The organism is Enterocloster lavalensis (assembly GCF_046603895.1).
Lineage (GTDB): Bacteria > Bacillota > Clostridia > Lachnospirales > Lachnospiraceae > Enterocloster > Enterocloster lavalensis.
On sequence record NZ_CP176637.1, the window covers coordinates 2,275,357 to 2,297,975 of the forward strand.

The 22,619-nt window shown below is 56.4% G+C and carries 22 protein-coding genes; 7 read left to right on the plus strand and 15 right to left on the minus strand.

Annotated features, from left to right (window positions below; translation table 11 throughout):
* Positions 1–5: 5 nt before the first annotated feature.
* The 8 genes from mgrA to ACK2JC_RS10095 all read right to left on the minus strand — a co-directional run bounded on the left by mgrA (position 6) and on the right by ACK2JC_RS10095 (position 8,381).
* On the minus strand, positions 6–995 hold the full coding sequence (gene mgrA / locus ACK2JC_RS10060) for an L-glyceraldehyde 3-phosphate reductase (RefSeq protein ID WP_320936883.1): 990 nt from the start codon (positions 993–995) through the stop codon (positions 6–8).
* Positions 996–1,020: 25 nt separating this feature from the next.
* The gene (locus tag ACK2JC_RS10065) at positions 1,021–1,749 is read right to left on the minus strand and encodes an NAD-dependent protein deacylase (protein ID WP_092371571.1); all 729 of its coding nucleotides are present in this window, start codon (positions 1,747–1,749) and stop codon (positions 1,021–1,023) included.
* Positions 1,750–1,787: 38 nt separating this feature from the next.
* Positions 1,788–2,873: a GNAT family N-acetyltransferase gene (locus ACK2JC_RS10070; protein ID WP_368274762.1), complete on the minus strand. Its 1,086-nt coding sequence runs from the start codon at positions 2,871–2,873 to the stop codon at positions 1,788–1,790.
* A gap of 12 nt (positions 2,874–2,885) precedes the next feature.
* A complete protein-coding gene (locus ACK2JC_RS10075; protein WP_320936881.1) occupies positions 2,886–3,848 on the minus strand; it encodes a 2-hydroxyacid dehydrogenase in 963 nt (320 codons plus the stop codon).
* 483 nt (positions 3,849–4,331) lie between these two features.
* A complete protein-coding gene (locus ACK2JC_RS10080; RefSeq protein WP_092371563.1) occupies positions 4,332–5,933 on the minus strand; it encodes an SPOCS domain-containing protein in 1,602 nt (533 codons plus the stop codon).
* 81 nt (positions 5,934–6,014) lie between these two features.
* The gene (locus ACK2JC_RS10085; protein WP_320936880.1) at positions 6,015–6,884 is read right to left on the minus strand and encodes a tRNA 2-thiocytidine biosynthesis TtcA family protein; all 870 of its coding nucleotides are present in this window, start codon (positions 6,882–6,884) and stop codon (positions 6,015–6,017) included.
* The gene (gene cysE / locus ACK2JC_RS10090) at positions 6,881–7,540 is read right to left on the minus strand and encodes a serine O-acetyltransferase (protein ID WP_320936879.1); all 660 of its coding nucleotides are present in this window, start codon (positions 7,538–7,540) and stop codon (positions 6,881–6,883) included. The genes ACK2JC_RS10085 and cysE overlap by 4 nt, the downstream gene beginning before the upstream one ends.
* Positions 7,541–7,949: 409 nt before the next feature.
* Entirely contained in the window at positions 7,950–8,381 is a 432-nt protein-coding gene (locus ACK2JC_RS10095; protein ID WP_227170057.1) for a protease complex subunit PrcB family protein, read from the minus strand.
* 128 nt (positions 8,382–8,509) lie between these two features.
* On the opposite strand from ACK2JC_RS10095, the gene ACK2JC_RS10100 reads away from it, so the two are divergent.
* Together ACK2JC_RS10100 and ACK2JC_RS10105 are read left to right on the plus strand one after the other, a co-directional pair.
* Positions 8,510–8,683 (plus strand): hypothetical protein, encoded by a 174-nt coding sequence (locus ACK2JC_RS10100; protein ID WP_007706091.1) that lies wholly within the window; start codon positions 8,510–8,512, stop codon positions 8,681–8,683.
* A gap of 12 nt (positions 8,684–8,695) precedes the next feature.
* Entirely contained in the window at positions 8,696–8,941 is a 246-nt protein-coding gene (locus ACK2JC_RS10105; protein WP_007706089.1) for a spore coat protein, read from the plus strand.
* A 70-nt stretch (positions 8,942–9,011) separates the two neighbouring features.
* On the opposite strand, the gene ACK2JC_RS10110 is transcribed toward ACK2JC_RS10105, so the two are convergent.
* Together ACK2JC_RS10110 and ACK2JC_RS10115 are read right to left on the minus strand one after the other, a co-directional pair.
* Complete coding sequence (locus ACK2JC_RS10110) at positions 9,012–10,010, minus strand: hypothetical protein (RefSeq protein ID WP_368272266.1); 999 nt, start codon at positions 10,008–10,010, stop codon at positions 9,012–9,014.
* 129 nt (positions 10,011–10,139) lie between these two features.
* Positions 10,140–11,165 carry a branched-chain amino acid aminotransferase gene (locus tag ACK2JC_RS10115; protein WP_118757319.1) on the minus strand — a complete coding sequence of 342 codons (1,026 nt, stop codon included), beginning with the start codon at positions 11,163–11,165 and terminating at the stop codon, positions 10,140–10,142.
* Between the two features lie 309 nt (positions 11,166–11,474).
* Here ACK2JC_RS10115 and ACK2JC_RS10120 point away from each other — a divergent pair, with 309 nt between their 5' ends.
* The 5 genes from ACK2JC_RS10120 (at position 11,475) to ACK2JC_RS10140 (ending at position 17,894) form a co-directional block, all read left to right on the plus strand.
* Positions 11,475–12,185 carry a hypothetical protein gene (locus tag ACK2JC_RS10120; protein ID WP_368272267.1) on the plus strand — a complete coding sequence of 237 codons (711 nt, stop codon included), beginning with the start codon at positions 11,475–11,477 and terminating at the stop codon, positions 12,183–12,185.
* A gap of 11 nt (positions 12,186–12,196) precedes the next feature.
* A complete protein-coding gene (locus tag ACK2JC_RS10125; RefSeq protein ID WP_368272268.1) occupies positions 12,197–14,557 on the plus strand; it encodes a DUF3160 domain-containing protein in 2,361 nt (786 codons plus the stop codon).
* Complete coding sequence (locus ACK2JC_RS10130; RefSeq protein WP_368272269.1) at positions 14,551–15,492, plus strand: CapA family protein; 942 nt, start codon at positions 14,551–14,553, stop codon at positions 15,490–15,492. Before ACK2JC_RS10125 ends, ACK2JC_RS10130 begins: the two co-directional genes overlap by 7 nt.
* Positions 15,493–15,508: 16 nt before the next feature.
* Positions 15,509–16,093 (plus strand): TetR/AcrR family transcriptional regulator, encoded by a 585-nt coding sequence (locus tag ACK2JC_RS10135; protein WP_092371539.1) that lies wholly within the window; start codon positions 15,509–15,511, stop codon positions 16,091–16,093.
* Between the two features lie 220 nt (positions 16,094–16,313).
* Positions 16,314–17,894, plus strand: coding sequence for a sodium/proline symporter (locus ACK2JC_RS10140; RefSeq protein ID WP_320936231.1), 1,581 nt, complete (start codon positions 16,314–16,316; stop codon positions 17,892–17,894).
* A 106-nt stretch (positions 17,895–18,000) separates the two neighbouring features.
* On the opposite strand, the gene ACK2JC_RS10145 is transcribed toward ACK2JC_RS10140, so the two are convergent.
* The 5 genes from ACK2JC_RS10145 to ACK2JC_RS10165 form a co-directional block, all read right to left on the minus strand.
* Positions 18,001–19,020, minus strand: coding sequence for a M42 family metallopeptidase (locus ACK2JC_RS10145; protein ID WP_320936230.1), 1,020 nt, complete (start codon positions 19,018–19,020; stop codon positions 18,001–18,003).
* A 33-nt stretch (positions 19,021–19,053) separates the two neighbouring features.
* The gene (locus tag ACK2JC_RS10150) at positions 19,054–19,761 is read right to left on the minus strand and encodes an alpha/beta hydrolase (protein ID WP_320936229.1); all 708 of its coding nucleotides are present in this window, start codon (positions 19,759–19,761) and stop codon (positions 19,054–19,056) included.
* A gap of 272 nt (positions 19,762–20,033) precedes the next feature.
* Positions 20,034–20,387 (minus strand): hypothetical protein, encoded by a 354-nt coding sequence (locus tag ACK2JC_RS10155; protein WP_092371527.1) that lies wholly within the window; start codon positions 20,385–20,387, stop codon positions 20,034–20,036.
* Positions 20,388–20,442: 55 nt separating this feature from the next.
* Entirely contained in the window at positions 20,443–20,877 is a 435-nt protein-coding gene (locus ACK2JC_RS10160; RefSeq protein WP_368272234.1) for a hypothetical protein, read from the minus strand.
* Positions 20,878–20,973: 96 nt separating this feature from the next.
* Positions 20,974–22,542: a DUF4368 domain-containing protein gene (locus ACK2JC_RS10165; RefSeq protein ID WP_411338482.1), complete on the minus strand. Its 1,569-nt coding sequence runs from the start codon at positions 22,540–22,542 to the stop codon at positions 20,974–20,976.
* Positions 22,543–22,619 lie beyond the last annotated feature (77 nt).

Here is a 22,619-nt window from a genome sequence, read left to right on the forward strand (position 1 = left end):
TTCTGTCATTTCAGGATATTCTCAATGGCCTGCAGCTCGTCCGCAGTGAATTCCATCCGGTTTAAGGACATCACGTTGTCCTCCAGCTGGGCCGTGCTGCTGGCTCCGATCAGAACCGAGGTCACCTCCTTACGCCTGAGCACCCAGCAGAGCGCCATCTGCGCCAGGCTCTGCCCCCGGTCCGCCGCGATCCCGTTTAATGCCCGGATCTTTTCCAGCTTGTCCTCAGTCAGATACCGCCCGCCGATGGTGGTGCCCGCCCTGGACGCCCGGGAACCCTCTGGAATTCCGTTCAGATAGCGGCCGGTAAGCGCGCCCTGGGCCAGAGGGCTGAAGCAGATGCAGCCCACGCCGCCCCGGTCCAGAACGCCCAGAAGGCCGTCCTCCACCCAGCGCTCGAACATATTGTACCGGGGCTGGTGGATCAGACAGGGCGTGCCGTTGGCCTTTAAAATGGCGATGGCCCTGGACGCCTCGTCGGCCTGGTAATTGGAAATGCCCACGTACAGCGCCTTCCCCTGACGCACGATATCCGACAGCGCGCCCATGGTTTCCTCAAGCGGCGTCTCCGGGTCCGGGCGGTGATGGTAAAATACGTCCACATAATCCAGCCCCATGCGTTTTAAGCTGGAATCCAGGCTGGCGATCAGGTATTTCCGGGAGCCCCAGTTGCCGTAGGGGCCGGGCCAGAAATCGTATCCCGCCTTGGTGGAGATGAAGAGTTCATCCCGGTAAGGCATGAGATCCGACTTTAAAATGGCTCCGAAATTCTCCTCCGCCTTCCCCCTGGCCGGATGCCCGTAATTGTTGGCCAGGTCAAAATGGGTGATGCCAAGGTCAAAGGCCCTGCAAAGAATCTGCCGCTGTTCTTCCAGGGGCTTTTCCAGGCCGAAATTCTGCCAGAGGCCCAGGGAAATCGCCGGGAGGAGCACTCCGCTCCTGCCGCAGCGGCGGTATTTCATGGTGTGGTACCGGTTTTCTGCTGCTGTATACATATCGTTTACCTGCTTTCTTGGAATTTTATTGAACGCCGGTGACCGCTCCCAGGACCTCCCCGATCCTGCCGTTAATGACCAGGTCCGCCTGGGAATCCCGGGCGGTAGCGTCCTTGTTGATCAGCACCAATTTGCTGCCGCGGTAATAGTCGATCAGGCCCGCCGCCGGGTATACCACCAGGGAGGTGCCCCCGATGATCAGCATATCCGCCTGGCGGATGTAGCGGACGGACTTTTCCAGCGTATTGCTGTCCAGCCCTTCCTCATAGAGCACCACGTCCGGCTTGACCGTGCCGCCGCAGTCGCAGCGGGGCACTCCCTCGCTGCGGATCACGTCGTCCAGGCTGTAAAATTTCCCGCAGCGGGTGCAGTAGTTGCGGTGGACGCTGCCGTGCAGCTCCAGCACCTCCCGGCTCCCGGCCATCTGGTGCAGGCCGTCGATGTTCTGGGTGATTACGGCCTTCAGCCTGCCGTCTGCCTCCAGCTTTGCAAGCGCCCGGTGGGCCGCGTTGGGTTTTGCGTCCGCAAACAGCATGCGGTCCTTGTAGAAGCGGTAAAATTCTTCCGGATAACGCACATAAAAGCTGTGGCTGATGATGGTCTCCGGCGGGTAGGCGTACTGCTGGTTGTAAAGGCCGTCCACGCTGCGGAAATCCGGAATCCCGCTCTCCGTGGACACGCCCGCGCCGCCGAAAAATACAATGTTATGGCTCTCTGCGATCCATTGTCTCAATGTTTCCAGTTTTTCATCCATCTGATTACACTCCTTCCACCTCGCGCGGGACGGGCCCGTCAGACCACCTCGTCGAGAAATACGCCCTTTAAGGTGCGCACAAATCCACACCAGTAGGGAATTCCACTGTCCGGCTCCAGCTCCTCCAGGGTACGGTATCCCCAGAGCCACGCCGCAAGCTGGCCAGGCGTCAGCGCCAGCGCCTCGGAGGAGACGAGAAGTCCGGCCCCATCCGGCCCCACGCCTCCCGACGCCCCGGGACGTCTGAGCATGGAACCGTTTGCATTTAAGCGCCAGCAAAACAGACCGTTGTTCTCCTTAATCTGCGGGTCCCTTATTACCAGCGGGACCTCCATCTCCTGGCAGGGGCAGTCCCCGTTTACGCCAAAGCCGCTCAAAAATGCCGGTGCGTTGACCACCCGTGCCATGATTCCGGGGCCGGAGCACGGGTACTCCCCGGTGAGGCTGCCGTCCGCGCAGTAGAGCAGGCGCTGTTCCCGCTTGGTCCGCCCCCAAAACGCACGCAGCCCAATCCTCTTATCCCCCAGAAACAGCTGTTCCAGCACGCCGTCATCGCTGGCCAGCTCCATAACCAGATTCTCCACATACGCGGCGTCCCGGTGGGCATAGACCTGAAAGCGTTCTCCCAGCCAGCGGTTCATCCACAGCGCCACATCCGCGTACAGCTCCGTATCCCCCCGCGGCAACGGTCTTACCGTCACCGGCGTCTCCCGCCGCAGCCGGGCTTCCGGCGGGAGAGACACATACTCGAACCCGGCCTTCCGGTAGCGCTCCGGGATGGCTGGCGCGAGAAAGGTCACCGGCGCGCCTTCCCGGTACAGATCCGCCAAAAGCCGGTTGACCAGCTCCCGGTTGTACCCCTGGCCCCGCACCCTGCGGGCCGTGGCGCAGGCCACCAGGTAGTCGGCCTTAAACCGCTGCTCCCCGGCCACCAGCTCATAGGGATTTAAATGGATCATGGAGAGAACGCCGCCGCTCTCCCCGTCCAGAGCGGCCAGAACCCGGTTCTCCTTCATTTTACGCTCAAAATAATTGTCCAGAAATTCCCGTGTGTCCTCGGGAAAAGCTTCCTCCCAGAGCGGGCGGCAGAGCGGCTTTTCCTCCGGCTCCAGATACCGTATCATCGGACTCTCCATTTAATTCCCGGAAAGTATCACATTGATCTGATCCCCGGCAATCCAGTGCTCGATGTTGGAAATGGTGATATCCGCCCGGATTTCCATAGCCTCGTCCGTGGCGAAGGCCACGTGGGGCGTCAGGATGGTGTGGGGCGCCGTGAGCAGCGGATAATCCCCGGGGATGGGCGGCTCCATGTCGAACACGTCGATTCCCGCTCCCGCGATGGAACCGTTCTCCAGGGCCTCCGCCAGGGCGGCGTTGTCCACCACCGGCCCCCTGGCCGTATTGATCAGAATGGCGCTCTTCTTCATTTTCGCCAACAGCTCCCGCCCGATCAGCCCTCTGGTGCCGTCGGTCACCGGCACGTGAAGGGAGACGATGTCGCTTCGCTCCATCAGCTCCTCCAGGGTCACATACTCCGCGCCCAGGGCCTTCATCTCCTTCCGCTCCGTGCGGCTGTAGGCCAGAAGCTTACAGCCGAACGCCGACGCAATGGCGGCCACCCGGCGGCCGATGGCCCCGGTGCCCACGATGCCCATGGTTTTTCCGTGAAGCTCAGGCCCCACCAGGCCATCCTTGGTGCCTCCGGTGCGCGCTCTTTGATCGCAGGCCGGGATGCTGCGGTACAGGCCGATGGCCAGGCCGAACACCAGCTCCGCCACCGCGTTTGTGGAATATCCGGCCGCGTTGCTCACCGCGATTCCCCGCGCCCTGCAGGCGGAAAGGTCCACGTGGTCCACGCCCGTGAACGCCACCGCGATGTATTTGACCCTGGGGCAGCCCTCAATGACCTCGCCCTTTAAGGGCATGTTGGCCACCACCAGGATGTCCGCGTCCCGCCCCCGCTCAATGAGGGACGGGGTGTCCGTCACCTTTGTGTCCCAGTATATCAGTTCATGTCCGGCCGCTCTCAGGCCCTCCGCCAGCTTGTCCACATACGCCCCGCTCACGCCGAGGGGTTCCAGCACTACGATTTTCATGTTCCATCCTCCTTATTGTATGTCCGCGCCGCCCGTTTGCCGGCCCGGACCCATTTTATACCCGCAGCGGCGGCAGGCAAAACGCCCGGATACCCGGCTGCTGCGTGGGCTGCCGGACTCCGCAGGGATTGCGGCAAAACCGGCTTTTGAATCTACCAATAATTTAACATTAAATGCCCGCGAATGCAAACAGCTTTTCCCGTTGGACAGCGCTTTGCTACGGTTCACAGGCAATATCCCGCGAGGTGTTTTTTGTGAGTGGAGCGCTGCGGAAGTCACAGAAAACCCGAGGGCTGTGGAGCGAAACGGCGTTTTTGCCGTTTCTGTGCATCGCGCAGCGCGTGACTGGGCACGAAGTGAACAGCAACCGCGCTTTGAGGGACCGCGCAGCCCGCGGGCGGTTTACCGGCGGCTGCGGGCAAGAAAAAACGGGGAGCCACCGGTATTCCCATGGCTCTCCGCCTCCTAATATGCCCTGTTTTCTCACGGCTGGGCGATCTCCTTGACCAGCAGCAGGCGCATGCCGCCCTTCACCTTGTCGTCCGCCAGCTCGTTGGTGGAAATGATGTTTCCCACCGTGGTGTGGAATTTCTTAGCAATGTTCCACAGCGTGTCGTCGGGCTGCACGATATAGCCCACGATGCCCGGAAGCTCCTGCAGTTTCTGCATATCCATGGGATTCACCTGGGCCCCGGTGATCACCGGCTCGCAGACCGGCTGCAGTACCAGGAAATCCAGGGCCAGCACCGCCTTGATCTCCACCATCTCGCCGCCCATCATCACGGCGGTCAGCTGCTCCAAACCGGTGTTGAGCTGGTACACGCTGTCCTTTGTAACCCCTCTGGCCTCCGCGGTACAGTGGAAGGGCACCTGCTCCACCGCCGCCTGCACCGGCGATTCGTCGTCGCTGGTCAGATACAAAAGGCTCACCTCCAGAACGCCGTCGATCTGGATATTGTCCTCCCCGATCTCCACGTCGTCCAGCTTGATCGTGCCCTCGTTGTGGCAGATCTGTAAAATGCGCTCGGCCCCGGACAGCTCCAGCTTCTCGCTGACCTTGCATTTGCAGACGTTCTTGGTCAGCATCTGGTCGAAACAGGCCTGGGACCTGGTCAGCTCCACCTCCCGGCTGGTGGAATACATGTCGCTTAACAGCTCCACGTCCTGCTCCTGGTACAGCTTGATGTCCAGCTCCAGCACCGCGTCCACGTCCAGCTCCCGCATCTCCCCGTCGTAGTCTGGCTTCGGCTCCAGGTCCTTGTGGGCCAGGCGCACGGTGACCATGGGAACCATCTCCTCCACCGCATCGCTCAAATCCAGGTCGCCCGAGAAGGGAAGCGTCTCCTCCAGCCACTGCATCGGCATGTTTTCGTCCTCCGCCTGGTAGATAGCGAACACGTTCAAATCCCCGTCAATATGTAATTTCCCGTCCAGGGGCTTGGTGGTCACGTCCCGCAGCTTCATCTCCCGCCACAGCAGGCGGCCGATGTTGGGCTTGCCGCCGGTCAGGGAAATCTCCTCCTTCATCCGGTAGGTGTCCTTGCGCCGGACGGCGATGGCGGCCACATTGACCGTGCGCTTTAAGGTCTCGATCTGAGCCGGACCTGCGGTTTCCCCGGGAGTCTGGGCCGCGAAGCCCCCATTTCCCATGTCCACATCCACCGCTGCCTCCACGTCCCGCAGCGTCTCGATGCGCACCTGCAGGGTGATGATGGCCTGAACGCCCAGCTTGCGGGAATTGATCATCTCCGCGTTCAAGTCCTCCAGCATCCAGTTTAACCCGACGTAATCCTTTTCCTCCAGATCCGGCGCGTTGATGGTCTCGTCGAAGGGGATGCTTCCGCCCAGGGTCTGAAGCCCGCCGCCCTCCTTGCGGTACAGCACCTGGAATTCCAGCTTGCCCTTCACCGCCACCTTTTCCCCCTGGTTTTTTACGGATTCAATCTGGATCTCCCCGGTGTCCAGCATCACCTGGGCCATGTCGTCCATGGTGTCCGGCACAATGAAATCGTCATCCAGCGTAATCTGAGTGGTCACGGTCCCCTTGAACTGGTTCATATGTATCTGCTTTTTTATTAATTCCATAAAAACACCTGCCGTTTCTCATAGTCCTTTAGAAATATCTATGCGAAGGGCAGGTGATTTATGCGTATGGGGCGGACGGATTTATCGCTTGTCATATTCGTCCAGGAAATGGTGGCGTCTGCCGCCGCTGACGTATCCGATACAGGCGTCCAGGTTGACGTTCTCCACGCTTTTCATGATGTTGGCCTCCACGAAGGGGTTGGTCTCCTTCAGGGTCTTAATCAGTTCCTTGATCTCCTGGCGCTTGGAGGTGTGCACCACGTCGGCGGAGTCCTTCGCCGAGCCCCGCGCCTCCATGTCCCGGGCGATCTGCTCGGTGAAGCGGCAGGCGCACTGCAGAAAATGCAGCCCGTTGTAGTCCTTCCAGGCCAGTATATCCCCCTCCTTCACAAAGTACAGAGGGCGGATCAGCTCCATTCCCGGGAAATTGGTGCTGTGCAGCTTGGGCATCATGGTGTTGACCTGACCGCCATAGAGCATACTCATGAGAATGGTCTCGATCACGTCGTCGTAGTGATGGCCCAGGGCGATCTTGTTGCAGCCCAAAGACCTGGCCCGGTCGTAGAGGTAGCCCCGGCGCATGCGGGCACACAGATAGCAGGGGGACTGATCCACGTCCACCACAGCGTCAAATATGTCGGACTCAAAGATCTGCACCGGGATGTTCATCAGGGCCGCGTTTTCCTCGATGAGCCTGCGGTTGGCCGGATTGTAGCCCGGGTCCATGACGATGAATTCCAGCTCAAAGTTTGTCTTGGAGTGGCGCTTTAGCTCCTGCATGCATTTGGCTAACAGCATGGAGTCCTTGCCACCGGAAATACAGACGGCAATGCGGTCGCCGTCTGCAATCATTTCATATGCCTGGAGCCCCTTGACAAAGGGCCTCCAGATTTCTTTGCGGAACTGCTTGATGATGCTCCGCTCTATGGCAACGTAAGGTTCTTTTATCATGGGTTGGTCTCTTCCTTTTCTTTCTCAGCCAGCAGGGCTTCCAGGCGCCTGATCTGCGCATCCATGTGCTGTACCTGCTCCTTTAAGGCTTTGTATTCCTCAAGGGTGGCGCTCTTTTTCACCTTGGGAATGGTGACGCCGTCCTTTTTCACCGGTCTTGCGGGGATACCGACTGCGGTCACGTTGTCCTCCAGAGGCTTTAAGAGCACCGCGTTGGCCGCGATGGAGCAGTTATCCCCCACCTCGAAGGCCCCCAGAATCTTGGCTCCCGCGCCCACCATCACGTTGTTCCCAAGGGTGGGATGGCGCTTGCCCTTCTGGGTGCCCACGCCGCCCAGGGTGACCCCCTGGTAGATGGTGCAGTTGTCCCCCACCACCGCCGTCTCCCCGATCACGACCCCGCAGCCGTGGTCGATGAGAATCCCGCGTCCCAGCTGCGCGCCGGGGTGGATCTCGATCAAGGTGAAAAACCGGGCGATCTGTGAGATCAGCCGGGCGATAAAATACATTTTATGGCGCCAGAACCAATGGGCGAACCGGTGCCAGATCAGCGCGTGAATGCCCTGGTAGAGCAAAAATACCTCCAGCGCGCTGCGGGCCGCCGGGTCCCGTTCCTGGACCGCCTTGATATCCAGCCAGATGTCCTTAACTATCATGATGCCGCCTCCCTAACCTTTTACGCATATGCTTGACAGACTTGGTCATCAGCCCTGTAGCTGACGACAGGTGATTTGTTCCCTAGTATAGCATATGCGATGAAGATTAAAAAGGAAAATTTACATAACAGTTCAGACGGCGGGAAAATTGGCGTGGGAAGCTGCGTCAAGCTCGCTTGTAAGCAGATTTCCGCGTCAATTTTCACATCGGATGGACATCCGATGCTTCTTGACCATCTTTTTGGGTCAAGAAGATAGCCGTCTGAACGGTTGGCGGGAAAATTGGCGCGGGAAGCTGCGTCAAGCTCGCTTGTAAGCAGATTTCCGTGTCAATTTTTACATCGGATGGACATCCGATGCTTCTTGACCATCTTTTTTGGTCAAGAAGATAGCCGTCTGAACGGTTGGCTTATTGGAATACCACCGGGTTCTCCAGGTATTCCGTGCGGACCACGATGTAGGGATAGGATTTGTCGGCCCCCGGATTTTCCCCTTTTTCCGGTCCCTTTAACTCCGTGTCGATGACAATGGAATTTTCCGTCAGATACAGCTCGTTCACGCTGATGCTGTAACCGCCGGTGGCCTGTTCGCCGTAACCCACGGCAATATACAGGTTCTTGTCGTCACTGTATGTAAGCTTGAAGGGCGCGGTCTGTTTCTGCGCGATAATCTGCTTTAACTCCTGGGGAATCTCCGGCTCCCCGACCACCGCAAATTCCAGATCCTTCACCTTTTTTCCATCGTCCTTTGACGCCGAACAGCCGCACAAGCCCACAAGCGCTGCCGCGCAGGTGAAAACAAGAGCCGCCCGAAGCATTTTCCCCATCCATCCGTTTTTCATTGATTTTAAACCTCCGCAATCAAGTATTCACAATTACTATCAATATATTCCGGGCTGCCATGAATATGCAGATTGCATTTTCATAAAAAACGCGACTGCGGCCCATACTAATTTCGGAGGTGATAAATATGAGTCCCAAAGAATTGAGTTATATTGAAGATGCCCTGGGCCACGAGACGTTTTTAAAGACACAGTGCCAGGAAGCAATCCAGAACCTGCAGGACGCGGAATTGAAGTCCTGCGTTGAGAAGATCAGCCAGCAGCACAAGCAGATCTTTGACAATTTCTACAATCTCGTTTAAGGAGGCGGCAAAATGGACGACAAATGCATTATGGAGAACCTTCTCCTGACCACCAAGGGTGTGTGCGACCTTTATATGCACGGCACCATCGAGTCCTCAACCCAGAATGTACACCAGACCTTTGACCAGGCGCTGAACGACAGCCTGTGCATGCAGGACGATATTTATAAGAAGATGTCCGCCAAGGGTTGGTATACCATGGAGCAGGCAGAGCAGGAAAAGATTCAGAAGGTTAAGAATAAGTTCGCAGGAATGTAACATTATCATTCCACACAATGTAAAACCGGCCGCGCCACAAAGGCGTCGGCCGGTTTTTCACGCGTGTCCCTCACTGTACTCCACGGATGTTGTCCTCCGTGAGGTCCTGGAAGGGCACCTTAAGCTCGGAGGCTCCGCCCAGAATGGAGTCGTACCACGATTTGTATTCCCGCAGGCTCACCGGATGATCCGTGTCGTAGCTGCCGCCCGGCATGATATAGAAAACAATCCCATCGTTGTTCACATCCACCTCTGCGGGGTACGGATTCCCGTCGTAATCCGTGTCCGCCAGCTCCCGGTCCCAGGCGTCCACGCTGAAAACAGCCTCGTATTCATCCGTCTCCGGATTGTACTGGTAGACATTGTAGGGCCAGAAGTCTCCCGCCAGCCCCTGGTTGTGGGACCAGCCCACAAGCGCCAGACCGTTGTCGTAGTACGCCGCGCCCGGAAACTCGCTGAGTTCCAGCTCCACGGAGTCCGCGGCGGCATTGTAGCGGTACACGCTCTCCGTCATTCCGGCCATGCTGCTGGTGCTAAATTGGATGATCAGCTCGTCCTGCCCGTCCCCGTCCACGCTGTATACGGCAAACTGGTTGATCGTGATGCTGCTGTAATTGTCGTAATCGCAGCTGCTGCCGTCGGGGTATACCTGATCGTAGAAAATGCCGCTAAGTACCTCCTGGTATTTCTTCATCATGGCGCTTTGCCCGGCAGCGGAAAGAGGGGGATTTTGATGGTCTGGGGCGGGTGCGGCGTAGCCGTCTCCACCGTCCAAACCGTGGGCTGCGGCTGTGTTGTCTTGGGAAGCGGGCTGGGATTCGCCAGTTTGGGAAATGCCGGTTCCGGCTTGGGAGGCGCCGTCCGGTGCGCCGGAACTGGTCCCTGCTCCGCCGTCTGTTTCGCCGGCCGCTCCCACTTCAGCTTCTCCGGCCTCATTCTCCTGCGCATCCGCGCTGTCCTTCGTCTCCCAGGCGATATTTTCCTCCGCCGCCTCCTTGCCTGTCTTGCAGGCTGTCACGCTGGCGACTGCCAGCATAAGAACCAGCAGTCCGCATGCTTTTCTTCTCATGTTCCGTTCTCCATTCTTTTCATTTTATAGGTTCAACCGCTGTGCCGCCGCTTTAACACGCAGAAAGCCGCAGGAAACGGCGTGGCTCCCTGCAGCTTTTCCGGTACAGCCTGTATTTGACTTCATCAATTATACAATCTTGCGGATCCAGCCCTCGGGAGCCTCGATCTCTCCCATCTGGATTCCGGTAAGCGTGTCGTACAGTTTCTTGGTAACCGGTCCCATCTCCTCCATACCGCTGGGGAAGCAGATCTCCTGGCCGTGATCCACCACCTTGCCCACCGGGGAGATCACCGCTGCGGTGCCGCACAGGCCGCACTCTGCGAAATCCTTCAGCTCCGCAAGCTTCACCGGTCTCTGGGTCACCTTCAGGCCCAGGTAATGCTCCGCCACATAGACCAGGGAGCGCCTGGTGATGGAGGGCAGAATGGAATCGGACTTGGGTGTTACCACCTCGCCGTCCCCAGTGACAAACAGGAAATTGGCTCCGCCGGTTTCCTCCACAAAGGTTCTGGTTCCGGGATCCAGGAACATGTTCTCATCATAACCGGCCGCGTGGGCGGTTACGGAGGCGTGCAGGCTCATGGCGTAGTTTAAACCGGCCTTCACGTGTCCGGTGCCGTTGGGAGCCGCGCGGTCAAAGTCGCTGACACAGATGGTCAGGGGCTTTGCGCCGCCCTTAAAATAGGGGCCAACCGGGGTTGCGAACAGGCGGAACTGGTATTCCATGGAAGGCTTGACGCCGATCACCGGGCCGGTGGCGAACATGTAGGGGCGCAGATACAGGGTAGCTCCGCTGCCGTAAGGCGGAACCCAGGCCGCGTTCTCGCGGACCACCGCGTCCACTGCCTCCAGGAATCTCTCCTTCGGGAACGGAGGCATCTCCAGGCGCACCGCGGAATCCATCATGCGCTCCGCGTTCAGGTCCGGGCGGAAGGTGACAATGCTGCCGTCCTCCGTGGTGTAGGCCTTAAGTCCCTCAAAGATCTCCTGGCAATACTGAAGAATGCCCGCACACTCGTTGATCACCACCATGGGGTCTGCGGTCAGACGGCCCTCGCCCCACTCTCCGTCTTTATAGTCAGCCACATAGCGCTTGTCCGTGGGCATGTAGGTAAAGCCGATATTCCCCCAGTCCAGGTCTTTCTTCTCCATAATCGTATCCTCCATTCCTGTAGGTTATAAATGTATTTTTACCAATTATAAGCGCATCTTCTAATAAAATCAATGGGGGATTGGGAAAACGGGTATACAATTCATGCATGGCTGCTATAACCGGAGACGGGATATTACTGTGAGCAGTAACCCGGACGCGGCCGCGTTCTCCCTGCAGCTTTCAATTATGCTTGTGGTTATCCGCCCTGTCGTTTATAATTATGGTATCTGACAGGAAGGTGGCTGGTCGCAGCGTCAAACTGATCCCCGGCAAAGGAAGCGCAGAAATTGAAAACCAGGAAACGCATATTGTATCGAACCATATTGTTACTGGCCGCAGGCGCGGCCCTTTTGTTCTCCCGTCACCCTCAGCCCAATATTGTCTCCTGGTATGTATGCGACATTGACGGAGATTCCCGGGAGGAATTGCTGCTGATCACCGCCGCCAGCGCGGACTTGCGGCTGGACACGGGGGAGGAATACGGGGATACGCTGGCCGTGTACAATTCTTACAAAATCCGGAAAAACAGGCCTGTGGTACAGGGCGAACCGGAAGCCGTCTTTGACCTGGCCTCCATCAAGCCCCTTAAGGTGCTGGCCGGGGATATCGACGGGGACGGCCGGGTGGAAATCGGGGTGTGCGTTTATAAAACCGCCAAATTCCATCCGGTTCCCGCAAAACGTCCGTTTTTCTACGCATTGCAGGACGGCCGTCTGCAGCCGGTCTGGCTGGGCTCCAGGCTGGCCCGGCCCTTTGACGATTACCGGCTCTTTGATTTGGACGGGGACGGCGTGGATGAGATTCTTTCCATTGAATCGGTGCAGAGCGGCAATCGGCTGCTGGCGCTGTACGACTGGAAGGGGTTCGGCTTTGAGGTACGGGCAATTTCCGATGAATACCAGGGCGAGGTCGTGTTTTTAAATAACGCGAACACCCGGCAGGACGAGATACTGGTAAATATAGAAGGAACACAACACAGTCTGCGGCTGGAGGGCGACACGCTCACAGCCGAACAGTAGGGAGGGAATGTATGTTGAAACGGAAATTACTGGCATCCGCACTGACACTTGCGATTCTTGGATCCGCCCTGTCGGCGGCCGGCTGCGGCAATAACGGACGGTCTTCCGGCGGACAGGACGTTTCGGAGGAAGCCTGGGTGACCAGCGCGGACAAAGCAAAGGACAAGAATGCGGAATCGGACGGCGGGACGGCCGATACGCCGGGAAACGAAACCGCTGGCAGCGGCGCAGCAGGCGGCGCGGCGGCGGGTGATACGGGGGGCAGCGGTACGGCGGACGGCGGCGCACATGGTGGCGGCGCGAATAGCGGCAATCCGGCGAACGGCGGCAATTCGGGTCTTATGAACCTGGATTTCAAGCCCGGGTTTACGGTCACGGCCGATGCATACACGCCCCTGTCCATTACCCCCAACGCCCCTCAGTACACGCTGAACGCCGACCTGTCCAATATTGAGAACCTGGACCAGTTCGCCAACCTGACCCAGGCCCAGAGGGATTTGATCGCCAAAAACGGATTTGTGGTGTCTCCCACGGATTCGGAGCAGCTGTTCTATGTATATGAAGATAACACGTACAAAAAAATCCCCGGATTCGTGACCACGGACTCCGTGCTGCAGCTCTACCACATTTTCTACGATTACTCCCTGCGCAATCTGGAGACGGAATTTTTGTACGACGACCTGATCCGGCTCAACAGCAGCATGATCGGGCAGCTGTCGGCGGATTACCAGGTCGTGCAGAACGAAGAGGTGAAGGACGCGGTCCTGAAAATGCTGGGCTATTTCAGCGTTGCAAACCTGGCCCTGGGCAAGGAGCTGCCCGCGGATCTTCCGCCCGAAACTGCCAATCTGGCCCGCCAGGAGTATAGCCTGATTGAGAATGCAGCAGGAAAGGCTGTCTCGCCGCTGTTCGGATATGAACTGGACTACTCTCTGTTTACCGTGAGGGGGCATTATACCCGCAGCGAGGAGCTGGGGAAATTTTTCCGGGCCATGAGCTGGTACGGGCTGGTGCCCATGCCGTTTTACGACGGGTTAAACGCGCGGGATGAGGAATCTGCCGTGAGAGCCATTGTGACCGCTATTTCCCTGTGCCGCGCGCCTGCCCAGGACGGCGTCTCGCTCTGGGAAAATATCTACAGCACCACCAGCTTTTTCGTGGGCGAGTCCGACGACATCACCCCCTATGAGGTTGCCCTGGCTGTAAAAAAAGTATATTCCGACACCCCCGATCTCAACGAAATACCGGATAAGCTGGATGATTTCTACCGGGAAGTGGATCAGATGAGGTCGCCCGACATTGTACTGAAGGTGCCGGAGGCGGAAACCAAACTCCAGATGCGCTTTATGGGACAGCGCTATATCCCGGATTCCGAAATTCTGCAAAAGCTCTCGGAACCCTACGACCGGCCGGTTCCCACGGGCCTGGATGTGTTCGCCGTGTTTGGCTCGGAGCGGGCGGATGAAATTTTGGACGAATTTTACCAGCCCAGACAGCAATGGAGCGGATATCAAAACAATTTTGACCAGCTGAGGATCAAATTTGACTCCCAGACCATCCCGCAGCAGACCAACAACCTGTACAACGGCTGGCTGTACTGCCTGAAGAGTCTGGTGAAACGGGTGGACGGCGCATACCCCACCTTTATGAAAAACACCGCCTGGGAGGACAAATCCCTGTCCACCGCCCTGGGAAGCTGGGCGGAAATACGCCATGACACCATCCTGTACGGCAAACAATCCGCGGCGGAGTGCGGCGGAAACGAGCCGCCGGAGGTGCTGGGTTACGTGGAGCCCAACCCTGAATTTTTCAACCGGCTGCTGTGGCTGACAAAGGTCACCAGGGAAAGCCTGGAGCAGCGTGGACTGCTGAGCGACAGTTTGAAGTACAAGATGCTGGACTTCGAGGATACGCTGGATTTCCTGAAAAAATGCGCCCAGAAAGAGTTAAACGGGGAGGATTTAAGTCCGGAGGAACACTCTTCTCTGGTGACTTACGGCGGAACGCTGGAATTTATGAGCAGCTCCATCGCGGAGGCTGGCAACTGGTATCTGGTGGAATCGGACACGGATAAGAACATGGCTGTGATCGCCGATGTGCACACCAGCGGCGGAAGCTACCTGGAGGCCGGTGTGGGAAATGCCGCGGAAATCTATGTGGCAGTCCCCCAAAACGGAAAGATTTACCTCACCAGAGGCGCCGTGTTTGACTTTTTCGAATTCTTGTCGGCTGAACGGCTGACGGACGAGACGTGGCAGGATATGATCAGGCAGAATCCGCCCCAGAGGCCCGCTTTCGTCCATTCGTACATGGACGAGACAGGCGGCGGGGAGGTGCCCGTGCCGGATGAGCCGTACTCCACGGGATGTTAAGGCACAGGCGTTTTTACCTGCTTTTGTCCGTGCCGGTTGCGCTGATGATCGGGGCGCTTGTCTGGTTTCGGTCACAACCGGATGAGATCACCATCTCCTTTGTAGGGGATATTATGCTCTCCCGGGGTGTCCAACGTTATCTGGAAGAATTTGGTTATGATTATCCCTACGAGGACGTGCGGGATCTGTTTCTGCAGGACGACCTGACCGTGGGAAATCTGGAATGCCCCATCACCGATTATGAAAATGCCGCCAACAAGGCGAAACGCTTTCTGTTTAAGGCAGATGCAGAAAATGCATCTGCTTTAAAGCGGGCCGGGTTTGACTGCCTGAATCTGGCCAACAACCACACCATGGACTATACCAGCCCGGGACTTCTCGATACCATGACCCATCTGGAGGCAAACGGGCTGGACTATGTGGGGGCCTCGGAGAATGCCGCCTCGAAAAGGCCGTATATTTTCGAGAAAAACGGAATCCGGGTAGGGCTTCTGGCCTACAGCGCCCTGCCGCCGGAGGGGTATTTTTTCAACGCGGACAAACCTACGGTGCAGTATATCAGCACCTTGGATTTTTCCGGGCTGGAGGAGGATATCGCCTCCGTGGACTGTGATTTTTTAATTGTGTATTTCCACTGGGGAATCGAATTTCAACGCTACAAGAGTGAAATGCAGGAGCTGATCGCAAAAAAAGCCGTGGACTTTGGCGCTGATTTCGTGGTGGGCGCCCACCCCCATGTGCTTCAGGAACCGGAGGTCTATGAAGGGCGTTATATTTATTACAGCCTTGGAAACTTTATTTTCGACAAACAGATTCCGCCGGGAACCGATGAGACGATGATCCTTCAGATCACAGTGGGACGGGACGGACTGAGGGACGTGAGGGAGATCCCGGCGGTGATCCGCAAGGGGAAGGCTGTGAGGGGAATGGAATAAAAAGAAGGAGACGGACATGGCAAAGAAAAATGCGCGCAACACCAGAGGACGGATCGTAAACGCCGCCTGGAAGCTGTTTTACGAGCAGGGCTATGAGGACACCACGGTGGAGGAGATCATCGATCTGTCCAGAACCTCCAAGGGGTCCTTCTATCACTATTTCGATGGAAAAGACGCGCTGCTCTCCACCCTCAGCACCCTGTTCGATGAAAAGTACGAGGAGCTGATTGAACAGCTGGACCCGGATATGACTGCCATGGATACGCTGCTGTTTCTCAACCGGGAGCTGTTCGGCATGATCGAGAACAGCATTTCCATCGAACTGCTGACGCGGCTGCTCTCCACCCAGCTGATCACAAACGGTGAAAAACATCTGCTGGACCGGGACCGGATCTACTACAAACTGCTGCGGAAAATCATCTCCGGCGGCCAGGAGCGCGGCCAGCTCACCACCCGGCTCAGCGTCAGCGAGATGGTCAAGCGCTACGCGCTCTGTGAGCGCGCCCTGATGTACGACTGGTGCCTGTGCGGCGGCGAATACTCCCTGGGGCACTACAGCGCGCAGGTGCTTCCGGGATTCCTCAGCAGCTTTCTGCCCTGACCCCCTCATCCCTTCCAGGTGTTAAAAATTTTAACGGATATTTTTTGTCTAAAAATATTTTTTAAAATTCGTACAGTATATTTTTCTCTTAAAATCGTTGTTTTATTGCATATTTCCATATATCCGTATAGTATTTAGTCTATACTTCGTTCTGTATTGCGTTCTATTTTCTCACATGCTATAATGGCCCCATTATGTTTGAAGCAGGAGGGAATGGGATATGACAGCAGCACAGATTGGGATTCTGGCCGCCATTGTGGTTTACCTGGCGGCCATGGTATATGTAGGGTTTTATTTTAGCAAAAAGGGTGCCGGAGAGTCCGCGGATGAGTTTTATCTGGGCGGACGCAAGCTGGGTCCTCTGGTGACCGCCATGAGCGCGGAGGCCTCCGACATGAGCAGCTGGCTGCTGATGGGACTGCCGGGCGTGGCTTATTTGAGCGGTATCGCGGACGCAGGCTGGACCGCCATCGGTCTGGCGGTCGGCACTTACTTAAACTGGCTGATCGTAGCCAAACGGCTGCGCCGCTACTCGGTGGCCTGCGGGGCCATTACCATACCGGACTTTTTCTCCCGGCGCTATGAGGATAAGAAAAATATTCTGATGTGCATCGCAGCGATTGTGATTCTCATTTTCTTTATTCCCTATACAGCTTCCGGCTTCAAGGCGGTGGGGACGCTGTTTAACAGCCTCTTCGGCGTGGATTATCATCTGGCTATGATCGCAGGCGCTGTGGTAATCGTAGGTTATACCGTGATGGGCGGTTTCCTCGCCGTATCCACCACGGACCTGATCCAGAGCATTGTGATGAGCATCGCGCTGGTGATCATCGTGTTCTTCGGGATTCACACCGCCGGCGGCTGGGATGTGGTCATGAACAATGCCAAATCCATGGCCGGATACCTGAGTATGACGCAGCTCCACGATATGGCAACCGGCGGCTCCACCTCCTACGGCCTCATCACCATTTTCTCAACCATGGCCTGGGGTCTGGGATATTTTGGCATGCCTCACATTCTTCTACGGTTCATGGCCATTGAAAATGAAGATAAGCTGAAGGTTTCCCGGCGCATCGCTTCCATCTGGGTGGTGATCTCCATGTTCGTGGCGATTCTGATCGGCATGATCGGCTACAGCGTATCCAAGACTGGCAGCATTCCGCTCTTCGCCTCCAGCTCGGAGTCCGAGACCGTCATCATCCGTCTGGCGGATCTGCTGAGCCGCAATGGATTCCTGACCTCCGTTATCGCAGGCGTCGTACTGGCGGGAATTCTGGCCTGCACCATGTCCACCGCGGACTCTCAGCTGCTGACCGCAGCATCCGGCGTGTCCCAGAACCTGCTTCAGGATTTCCTGGGAATCAAGATGAGTGCCAAGGCTTCCATGATGGCTGCCCGGCTCACGGTAACCGGCATCGCCCTGGTGGCGATTCTGCTGGCCTGGAACCCGGACAGCTCCGTATTCACCATCGTGTCCTTTGCCTGGGCCGGTTTCGGCGCCGCGTTCGGACCGGTGATGCTCTTCGCCCTGTTCTGGAAACGAAGCAATCTCCAGGGCGCTCTGGCGGGCATGATCTCCGGCGGCGTGATGGTATTTGTCTGGAAATACGGCGTGCGTCCCCTGGGCGGCGCCTGGAACATTTATGAGCTGCTTCCTGCATTTATCGTAGCCAGCGTGTCCATCGTGGCGGTCTCTCTGGCTACCGCAGCTCCCTCCCATGAGGTGTGCGCACAGTTTGATTCCATTGGGGATCGCAGGGAGAAAATCACCTGGGGTGCGGAACCAAGTGAGAGTATGTAAGGGTGTGTTGATGTAGATTTAAGCGAATACGGCAGGGAATGGAAGCGGGTTGCTAAGCTTCCATTCCCTGCCGTTTTATGACCTTCCGATTCCAATGACCGCGTCTCTACAGGCCGATATACCCTTTGATCAGTTCCAGTGTATTCTCCATGCCTTTCACATGGGTGCGCTCCATGTGGTGGGACGCCTGGACGCCCTGGCCGATCAGAGCGCAGCGAACATTCGCACCGCCCCGGATGGCCGCGGCTGCGTCAGAGCCGTAATGGCGGAACACATCCACCGCGTAGTCCAGATTCCGTTCCCCGGCGATGCCGATCAGGCGGGTGGTCATGTTGTAGTCAAAGGGTCCCTGGGAGTCTTTGACCACAATGGACACGCGGTCCTCCCGGCCGTCTAAGTCGTCGCCCACCGCGCCCATGTCCACCACCAGAAGCTCCGGAATTCCTTCGGGCAGATAGCTGGCCCCGAATCCCACCTCCTCGAAATTGGTGATCAGAATCAGCAGTTCCTGAGCCGGAATCATTTCCCGTTCCTTCATTTCCTTTAACAGCGCAAACAGCACGGCCACACTGGCCTTGTCGTCCAGATGCCGGGAGCGGATCAGACCGTTCTCCAGAGCCTGAAATCTGGGATCCCAGGAAATGTAATCTCCGTTCTGAATCCCCAGTGCCTTCACATCCTCCCTGGAAAATACCATCTCGTCCAGACGGATCAGCATGTTCTCTTCCTCCCGCTTCAGGGACCTGGCGTCGTCATACACATGGACGGAGGGGGCTTTGGTCAGCGCGGTTCCCGGATAGGTCCTGCCGTCCCGGGTGTGAACGGTACAGTATTCGCCCTCCACGCTCTCCATGGTATAACCGCCCACGGGCACAATCCGCAGCGTGCCGTCGGGATTGATGGAGCGCACCACCGCGCCCAGGGTATCGCCGTGGGCCGCCAGACAGAGCCTGGCCCCGGTACGCCCGGGTACACGGATCATCAGCGCGCCCCTGCTGGTGTAGGATACCTCATAGCCCATGTCCCGGGCGTCGTCTCCCAGTACCTCCATCAGCCGGCCGGTAAAACCGGAGGGGCTAGGTATATTTACAATTTTTTCTAAATAATTAATCATAAACTGATTCATTGTGTTACTCCCTTTTATTTTTATGTTTGATGGCTATTGAAATGACCAGTCCAGCCAGTCCCGATATGCGGTCAGCTGCTCCTCTGTGTGGAAGAAGTGTTCTCCGCCGGGTACAATCTCCAGGCCGCAGGAAAAACGCAGTGCGAACCGTTCCACAGTCTCCCGCTCGCAGAGATTATCCTGCTCCCCGTACAGGATGCGGGTGGGCGGAGTCCAGCGGTCGATGGGATGGGCTTTCACGTAGCAGTAGTAATCCCAGTAAAGCATTTGTCCCACGCAGGAGCAAATCTCTCCCTGCTCTCTCAGCTGGTCCGGCGTCACATTGGACCAGGACATCATGGATTCGATCAGGCGCTCCATATCTACCACCGGGGACAGGAACAGGCATTGCTCCAAATTGCAGTCCCGATAGGCCAGGAGGCTGAAATAAGCGCCCATGCTGCAGCCAAACAGGCCGATGTGATTCCAGCGGGCACAGGCGTACTCCATCACAGTTTCCAGATCCCGGACGCACTCTGCTGCCTTGCAGGGTGTGGGGTCCGTTTTCCGGTCCCCGTGTTCCGGCAGGTCAAAGCTCAGCACCTGGTATCCTCGGGGAACCGCCTTACCGGCCAGCAGTTCGATCACGGTGTCGGTTTTGTGGGACATGTTTCCGTGAACTGCAAGGACCAGACGTTGAGAGGGCGGGCCCCAGATGATGGCCGGTATGGGGCCGATGTTGATTCGTTCTGTATCGATCATATTCTTCTCCTTTTCTCTCCGCCTGTGCCGGGCGGCACGGTGGGATGGACGAATGGTGGCTGTTTGATAGATGGCTGGCGCTGTTTTCTATTATATATTGTCTGCAGCCGCAGGCTATCGATGAGAGATAGATTTCCGTAATCATTATATCATGTTATGGTATTTACACAACCATTGGTCTGGACGCAGGGAGGATAGGGGGGATTTTATGGTTTTAAGTGGCTGTAAGGGTGAAAATGCGGACCCGTATGCTTTACGGATCCGCACGCTTTTTAACTGTTTTGTTGGGCGAGAAGTTTCTGCAGGCGAAGGAGTTCTTTTTGATAGCGTTCTTCCTGCCGGCGCATTTCCTCCTCCTGCCTGCGCATCTCTTCCCCTTGCCGGCGCATCTCTTCCCCTTGCCGGCGCATTTCCTCCCTCTGCCTAAGGTTTTCCTCCTCCTGCCGAAGGTTCTTCTCCCTCAGCGCCTTAATCTCCTCCTGCTGCAACTCCACCATCAATTCCACTGTATTCTGATCCAGAATTCTCAGTGCCTCCGAATACATACTCACCAGCTCCTTCTTATGATACCGGAAGTCAAATACTTCCCGGTACAGCTCTGTAAACTCGGGGTAAGCCTCGATCACTTCGCGGATGTCGCATGGCTGATCCGAGGCGATAAGTACCCGGGAGAATACATCTCTAGTTGTTCTTCTGATCGAGAAGTTTCTGCAGGCGAAGGAGTTCTTTTTGATAGCGTTCTTCCTGCCGGCGCATTTCTTCCCCTTGCCGGCGCATTTCCTCCCTCTGCCTAAGGTTTTCCTCTTCCTGCCGAAGGTTCTTCTCCCTCAGCGCCTTAATCTCCTCCTGCTGCAACTCCACCATCAATTCCACTGTATTCTGATCCAGAATTCTCAGTGCCTCCGAATACATACTCACCAGCTCCTTCTTATGATACCGGAAGTCAAATACCTCCCGGTACAGCTCTGTAAACTCGGGGTAAGCCTCGATCACTTCGCGGATGTCGCATGGCTGATCCGAGGCGATGAACAGCAGCCATGCATCCAGTTTCCTACTTATATTTTGATGGTTTTCCCGAAAAATGTCAAGCGGGATCAACAGGTATTCCTGCAGCATGTCCAGCTCCAGACCGGTATTAAAAGTCTGCCTCGCGTAAGGATGTGCCCCTATAAGGAAGTAATTTGATTGTCGCAGGGCGGCATGGCTGAAAGGTCATGCCGTCCTGCCTTTTCTTTGCCGTTCCACGGTCTGATCGTCGCCCGGCAGGTTGACTTCTCCGATGAAGTTCCAGACCAGTTCAATCTTCTGCCTGCGGTGTCCGCTGGACTTATCCGGCGCATGGACAATGATCTTCTTTACAAACTCATTGACGATGGTGGGTGTCAGTTCCCGGATACCCACATATTTCCGTACAATGGCTGCAAAGCTGTCAAAGTCGGATCGATCCTGTTCAAAGATTTCTACCACTTCCCGCCATGTCTTAACCTGCTCTGTCAGTTCTCTTTGTTCCGCTTCATAGTCAGTGGAGAGTTTCAAGAACCGTTCATGGCTGATCGTCCCGCTGATGTCATCCTCATAGATGCGCTTGAAAATGCGGTCAAGTTCAGCAATGCGTTTTTCCGCTTGGGCGATTTCACGCTTGCGTTTCTGAGCCTCTTTTTCGGCTTCTTGGAAGTGCTGCTTTTTCGCGGCTTCCTCAAATGCCATAGCATCATCAAAGAACAGCGCCGTCACATCGAAAATCCGCTGCAAAACAAACAGTTTCAGCGTTTCTTCCCGGATGAAGTGCATGGTACAGTCGCCTGTATTGCTCTTATACCGGGAACACCGATAGCAGTCTTGCTGCGGCGTCATGTTTTTGCCTGTGGCGAAATGCAGTTTGCTTCCGCAATCGGCGCAGTACAGCAGGCCAGAAAACAGCCCTTGCCGTTCAGCTTGCTTGGCCGGACGGCGCTTGTTCTCCCGCAATTCTTGTACCCGCACAAAGACTTGTTCATCAATAATGGCAGGCTGGGTATTGGGGAAAATCCGCTGGTTTTCCGGGACGTTATACAGTCGCTTTTTCAGTTTGTGGGACTTGGAATAGGTCTTGAAGTTCACCGTGCAACCGGTGTACTCTGGCCGTTCCAAGATCCCCGCCACAGATTTCGGGTCCCAGTGATATGGTTTTTCAGGCAGCGGTTTTCCGGCACGCTGGGCATAATGTGCCTTGACAGTCAGGATGTGTTCGGCAGTCAGCAACTTGGCAATCTGCATGGGGCCTTTTCCCGCAATGCACAGGTCAAAAATACGCTTGACGATCTCGGCAGCTTCCTCGTCCACCATCCACTTCTTTTTGTCCGCTGGGTCTTTCATATACCCGTAGGGCGGATTGGTACAGAGGTGTTCCCCGGCGTTTCCTTTGGCCCGCATAACAGCCCGAATCTTCTTGCTGGTATCGCGCGCGTAGAAGTCGTTGAACAGGTTGCGAAAAGGGGTAAAATCGTTGTCCCCTTTGTCGCTGTCCACACCGTCATTGATGGCGATATATCGAATATCACGTTCCGCAAAGAAACTCTCGGTATAGTAGCCCACTTTCAGGTAATCCCGCCCCATGCGGGACATATCTTTGACAATAACGGTCTGGACTTTCCCCGCTTCTGCAAGGCGTATCATCTCATTCCAACCGGGTCTATCGAATAATGAGGTGTGATAGCGATAGCGGCAAAAAGCTAATAAAATCAATGGTTTTGCGGACAGCGGATAGACAGGGAATGTGTTAAAAACTGAATACGCACACAAGCGGCGTTACCTTAACCCCTTTTGGGGAGAAAGTAACGCCGTTTTTTTATGCCCGCAGGAAAGGAGGCGCAGCCGGA

What these genes read in the sequence shown, in the direction of transcription:
- mgrA (WP_320936883.1), bottom strand. Translation starts at nt 995, where the DNA reads ATGTATACAGCAGCAGAAAACCGGTACCACACCATGAAATACCGCCGC.
- ACK2JC_RS10065 (WP_092371571.1), bottom strand. Translation starts at nt 1,749, where the DNA reads ATGGATGAAAAACTGGAAACATTGAGACAATGGATCGCAGAGAGCCAT.
- ACK2JC_RS10070 (WP_368274762.1), bottom strand. Translation starts at nt 2,873, where the DNA reads ATGATACGGTATCTGGAGCCGGAGGAAAAGCCGCTCTGCCGCCCGCTC.
- ACK2JC_RS10075 (WP_320936881.1), bottom strand. Translation starts at nt 3,848, where the DNA reads ATGAAAATCGTAGTGCTGGAACCCCTCGGCGTGAGCGGGGCGTATGTG.
- ACK2JC_RS10080 (WP_092371563.1), bottom strand. Translation starts at nt 5,933, where the DNA reads ATGGAATTAATAAAAAAGCAGATACATATGAACCAGTTCAAGGGGACC.
- ACK2JC_RS10085 (WP_320936880.1), bottom strand. Translation starts at nt 6,884, where the DNA reads ATGATAAAAGAACCTTACGTTGCCATAGAGCGGAGCATCATCAAGCAG.
- cysE (WP_320936879.1), bottom strand. Translation starts at nt 7,540, where the DNA reads ATGATAGTTAAGGACATCTGGCTGGATATCAAGGCGGTCCAGGAACGG.
- ACK2JC_RS10095 (WP_227170057.1), bottom strand. Translation starts at nt 8,381, where the DNA reads ATGAAAAACGGATGGATGGGGAAAATGCTTCGGGCGGCTCTTGTTTTC.
- ACK2JC_RS10100 (WP_007706091.1), top strand. Translation starts at nt 8,510, where the DNA reads ATGAGTCCCAAAGAATTGAGTTATATTGAAGATGCCCTGGGCCACGAG.
- ACK2JC_RS10105 (WP_007706089.1), top strand. Translation starts at nt 8,696, where the DNA reads ATGGACGACAAATGCATTATGGAGAACCTTCTCCTGACCACCAAGGGT.
- ACK2JC_RS10110 (WP_368272266.1), bottom strand. Translation starts at nt 10,010, where the DNA reads ATGAGAAGAAAAGCATGCGGACTGCTGGTTCTTATGCTGGCAGTCGCC.
- ACK2JC_RS10115 (WP_118757319.1), bottom strand. Translation starts at nt 11,165, where the DNA reads ATGGAGAAGAAAGACCTGGACTGGGGGAATATCGGCTTTACCTACATG.
- ACK2JC_RS10125 (WP_368272268.1), top strand. Translation starts at nt 12,197, where the DNA reads ATGTTGAAACGGAAATTACTGGCATCCGCACTGACACTTGCGATTCTT.
- ACK2JC_RS10130 (WP_368272269.1), top strand. Translation starts at nt 14,551, where the DNA reads ATGTTAAGGCACAGGCGTTTTTACCTGCTTTTGTCCGTGCCGGTTGCG.
- ACK2JC_RS10135 (WP_092371539.1), top strand. Translation starts at nt 15,509, where the DNA reads ATGGCAAAGAAAAATGCGCGCAACACCAGAGGACGGATCGTAAACGCC.
- ACK2JC_RS10140 (WP_320936231.1), top strand. Translation starts at nt 16,314, where the DNA reads ATGACAGCAGCACAGATTGGGATTCTGGCCGCCATTGTGGTTTACCTG.
- ACK2JC_RS10145 (WP_320936230.1), bottom strand. Translation starts at nt 19,020, where the DNA reads ATGAATCAGTTTATGATTAATTATTTAGAAAAAATTGTAAATATACCT.
- ACK2JC_RS10150 (WP_320936229.1), bottom strand. Translation starts at nt 19,761, where the DNA reads ATGATCGATACAGAACGAATCAACATCGGCCCCATACCGGCCATCATC.
- ACK2JC_RS10160 (WP_368272234.1), bottom strand. Translation starts at nt 20,877, where the DNA reads ATGCTGCAGGAATACCTGTTGATCCCGCTTGACATTTTTCGGGAAAAC.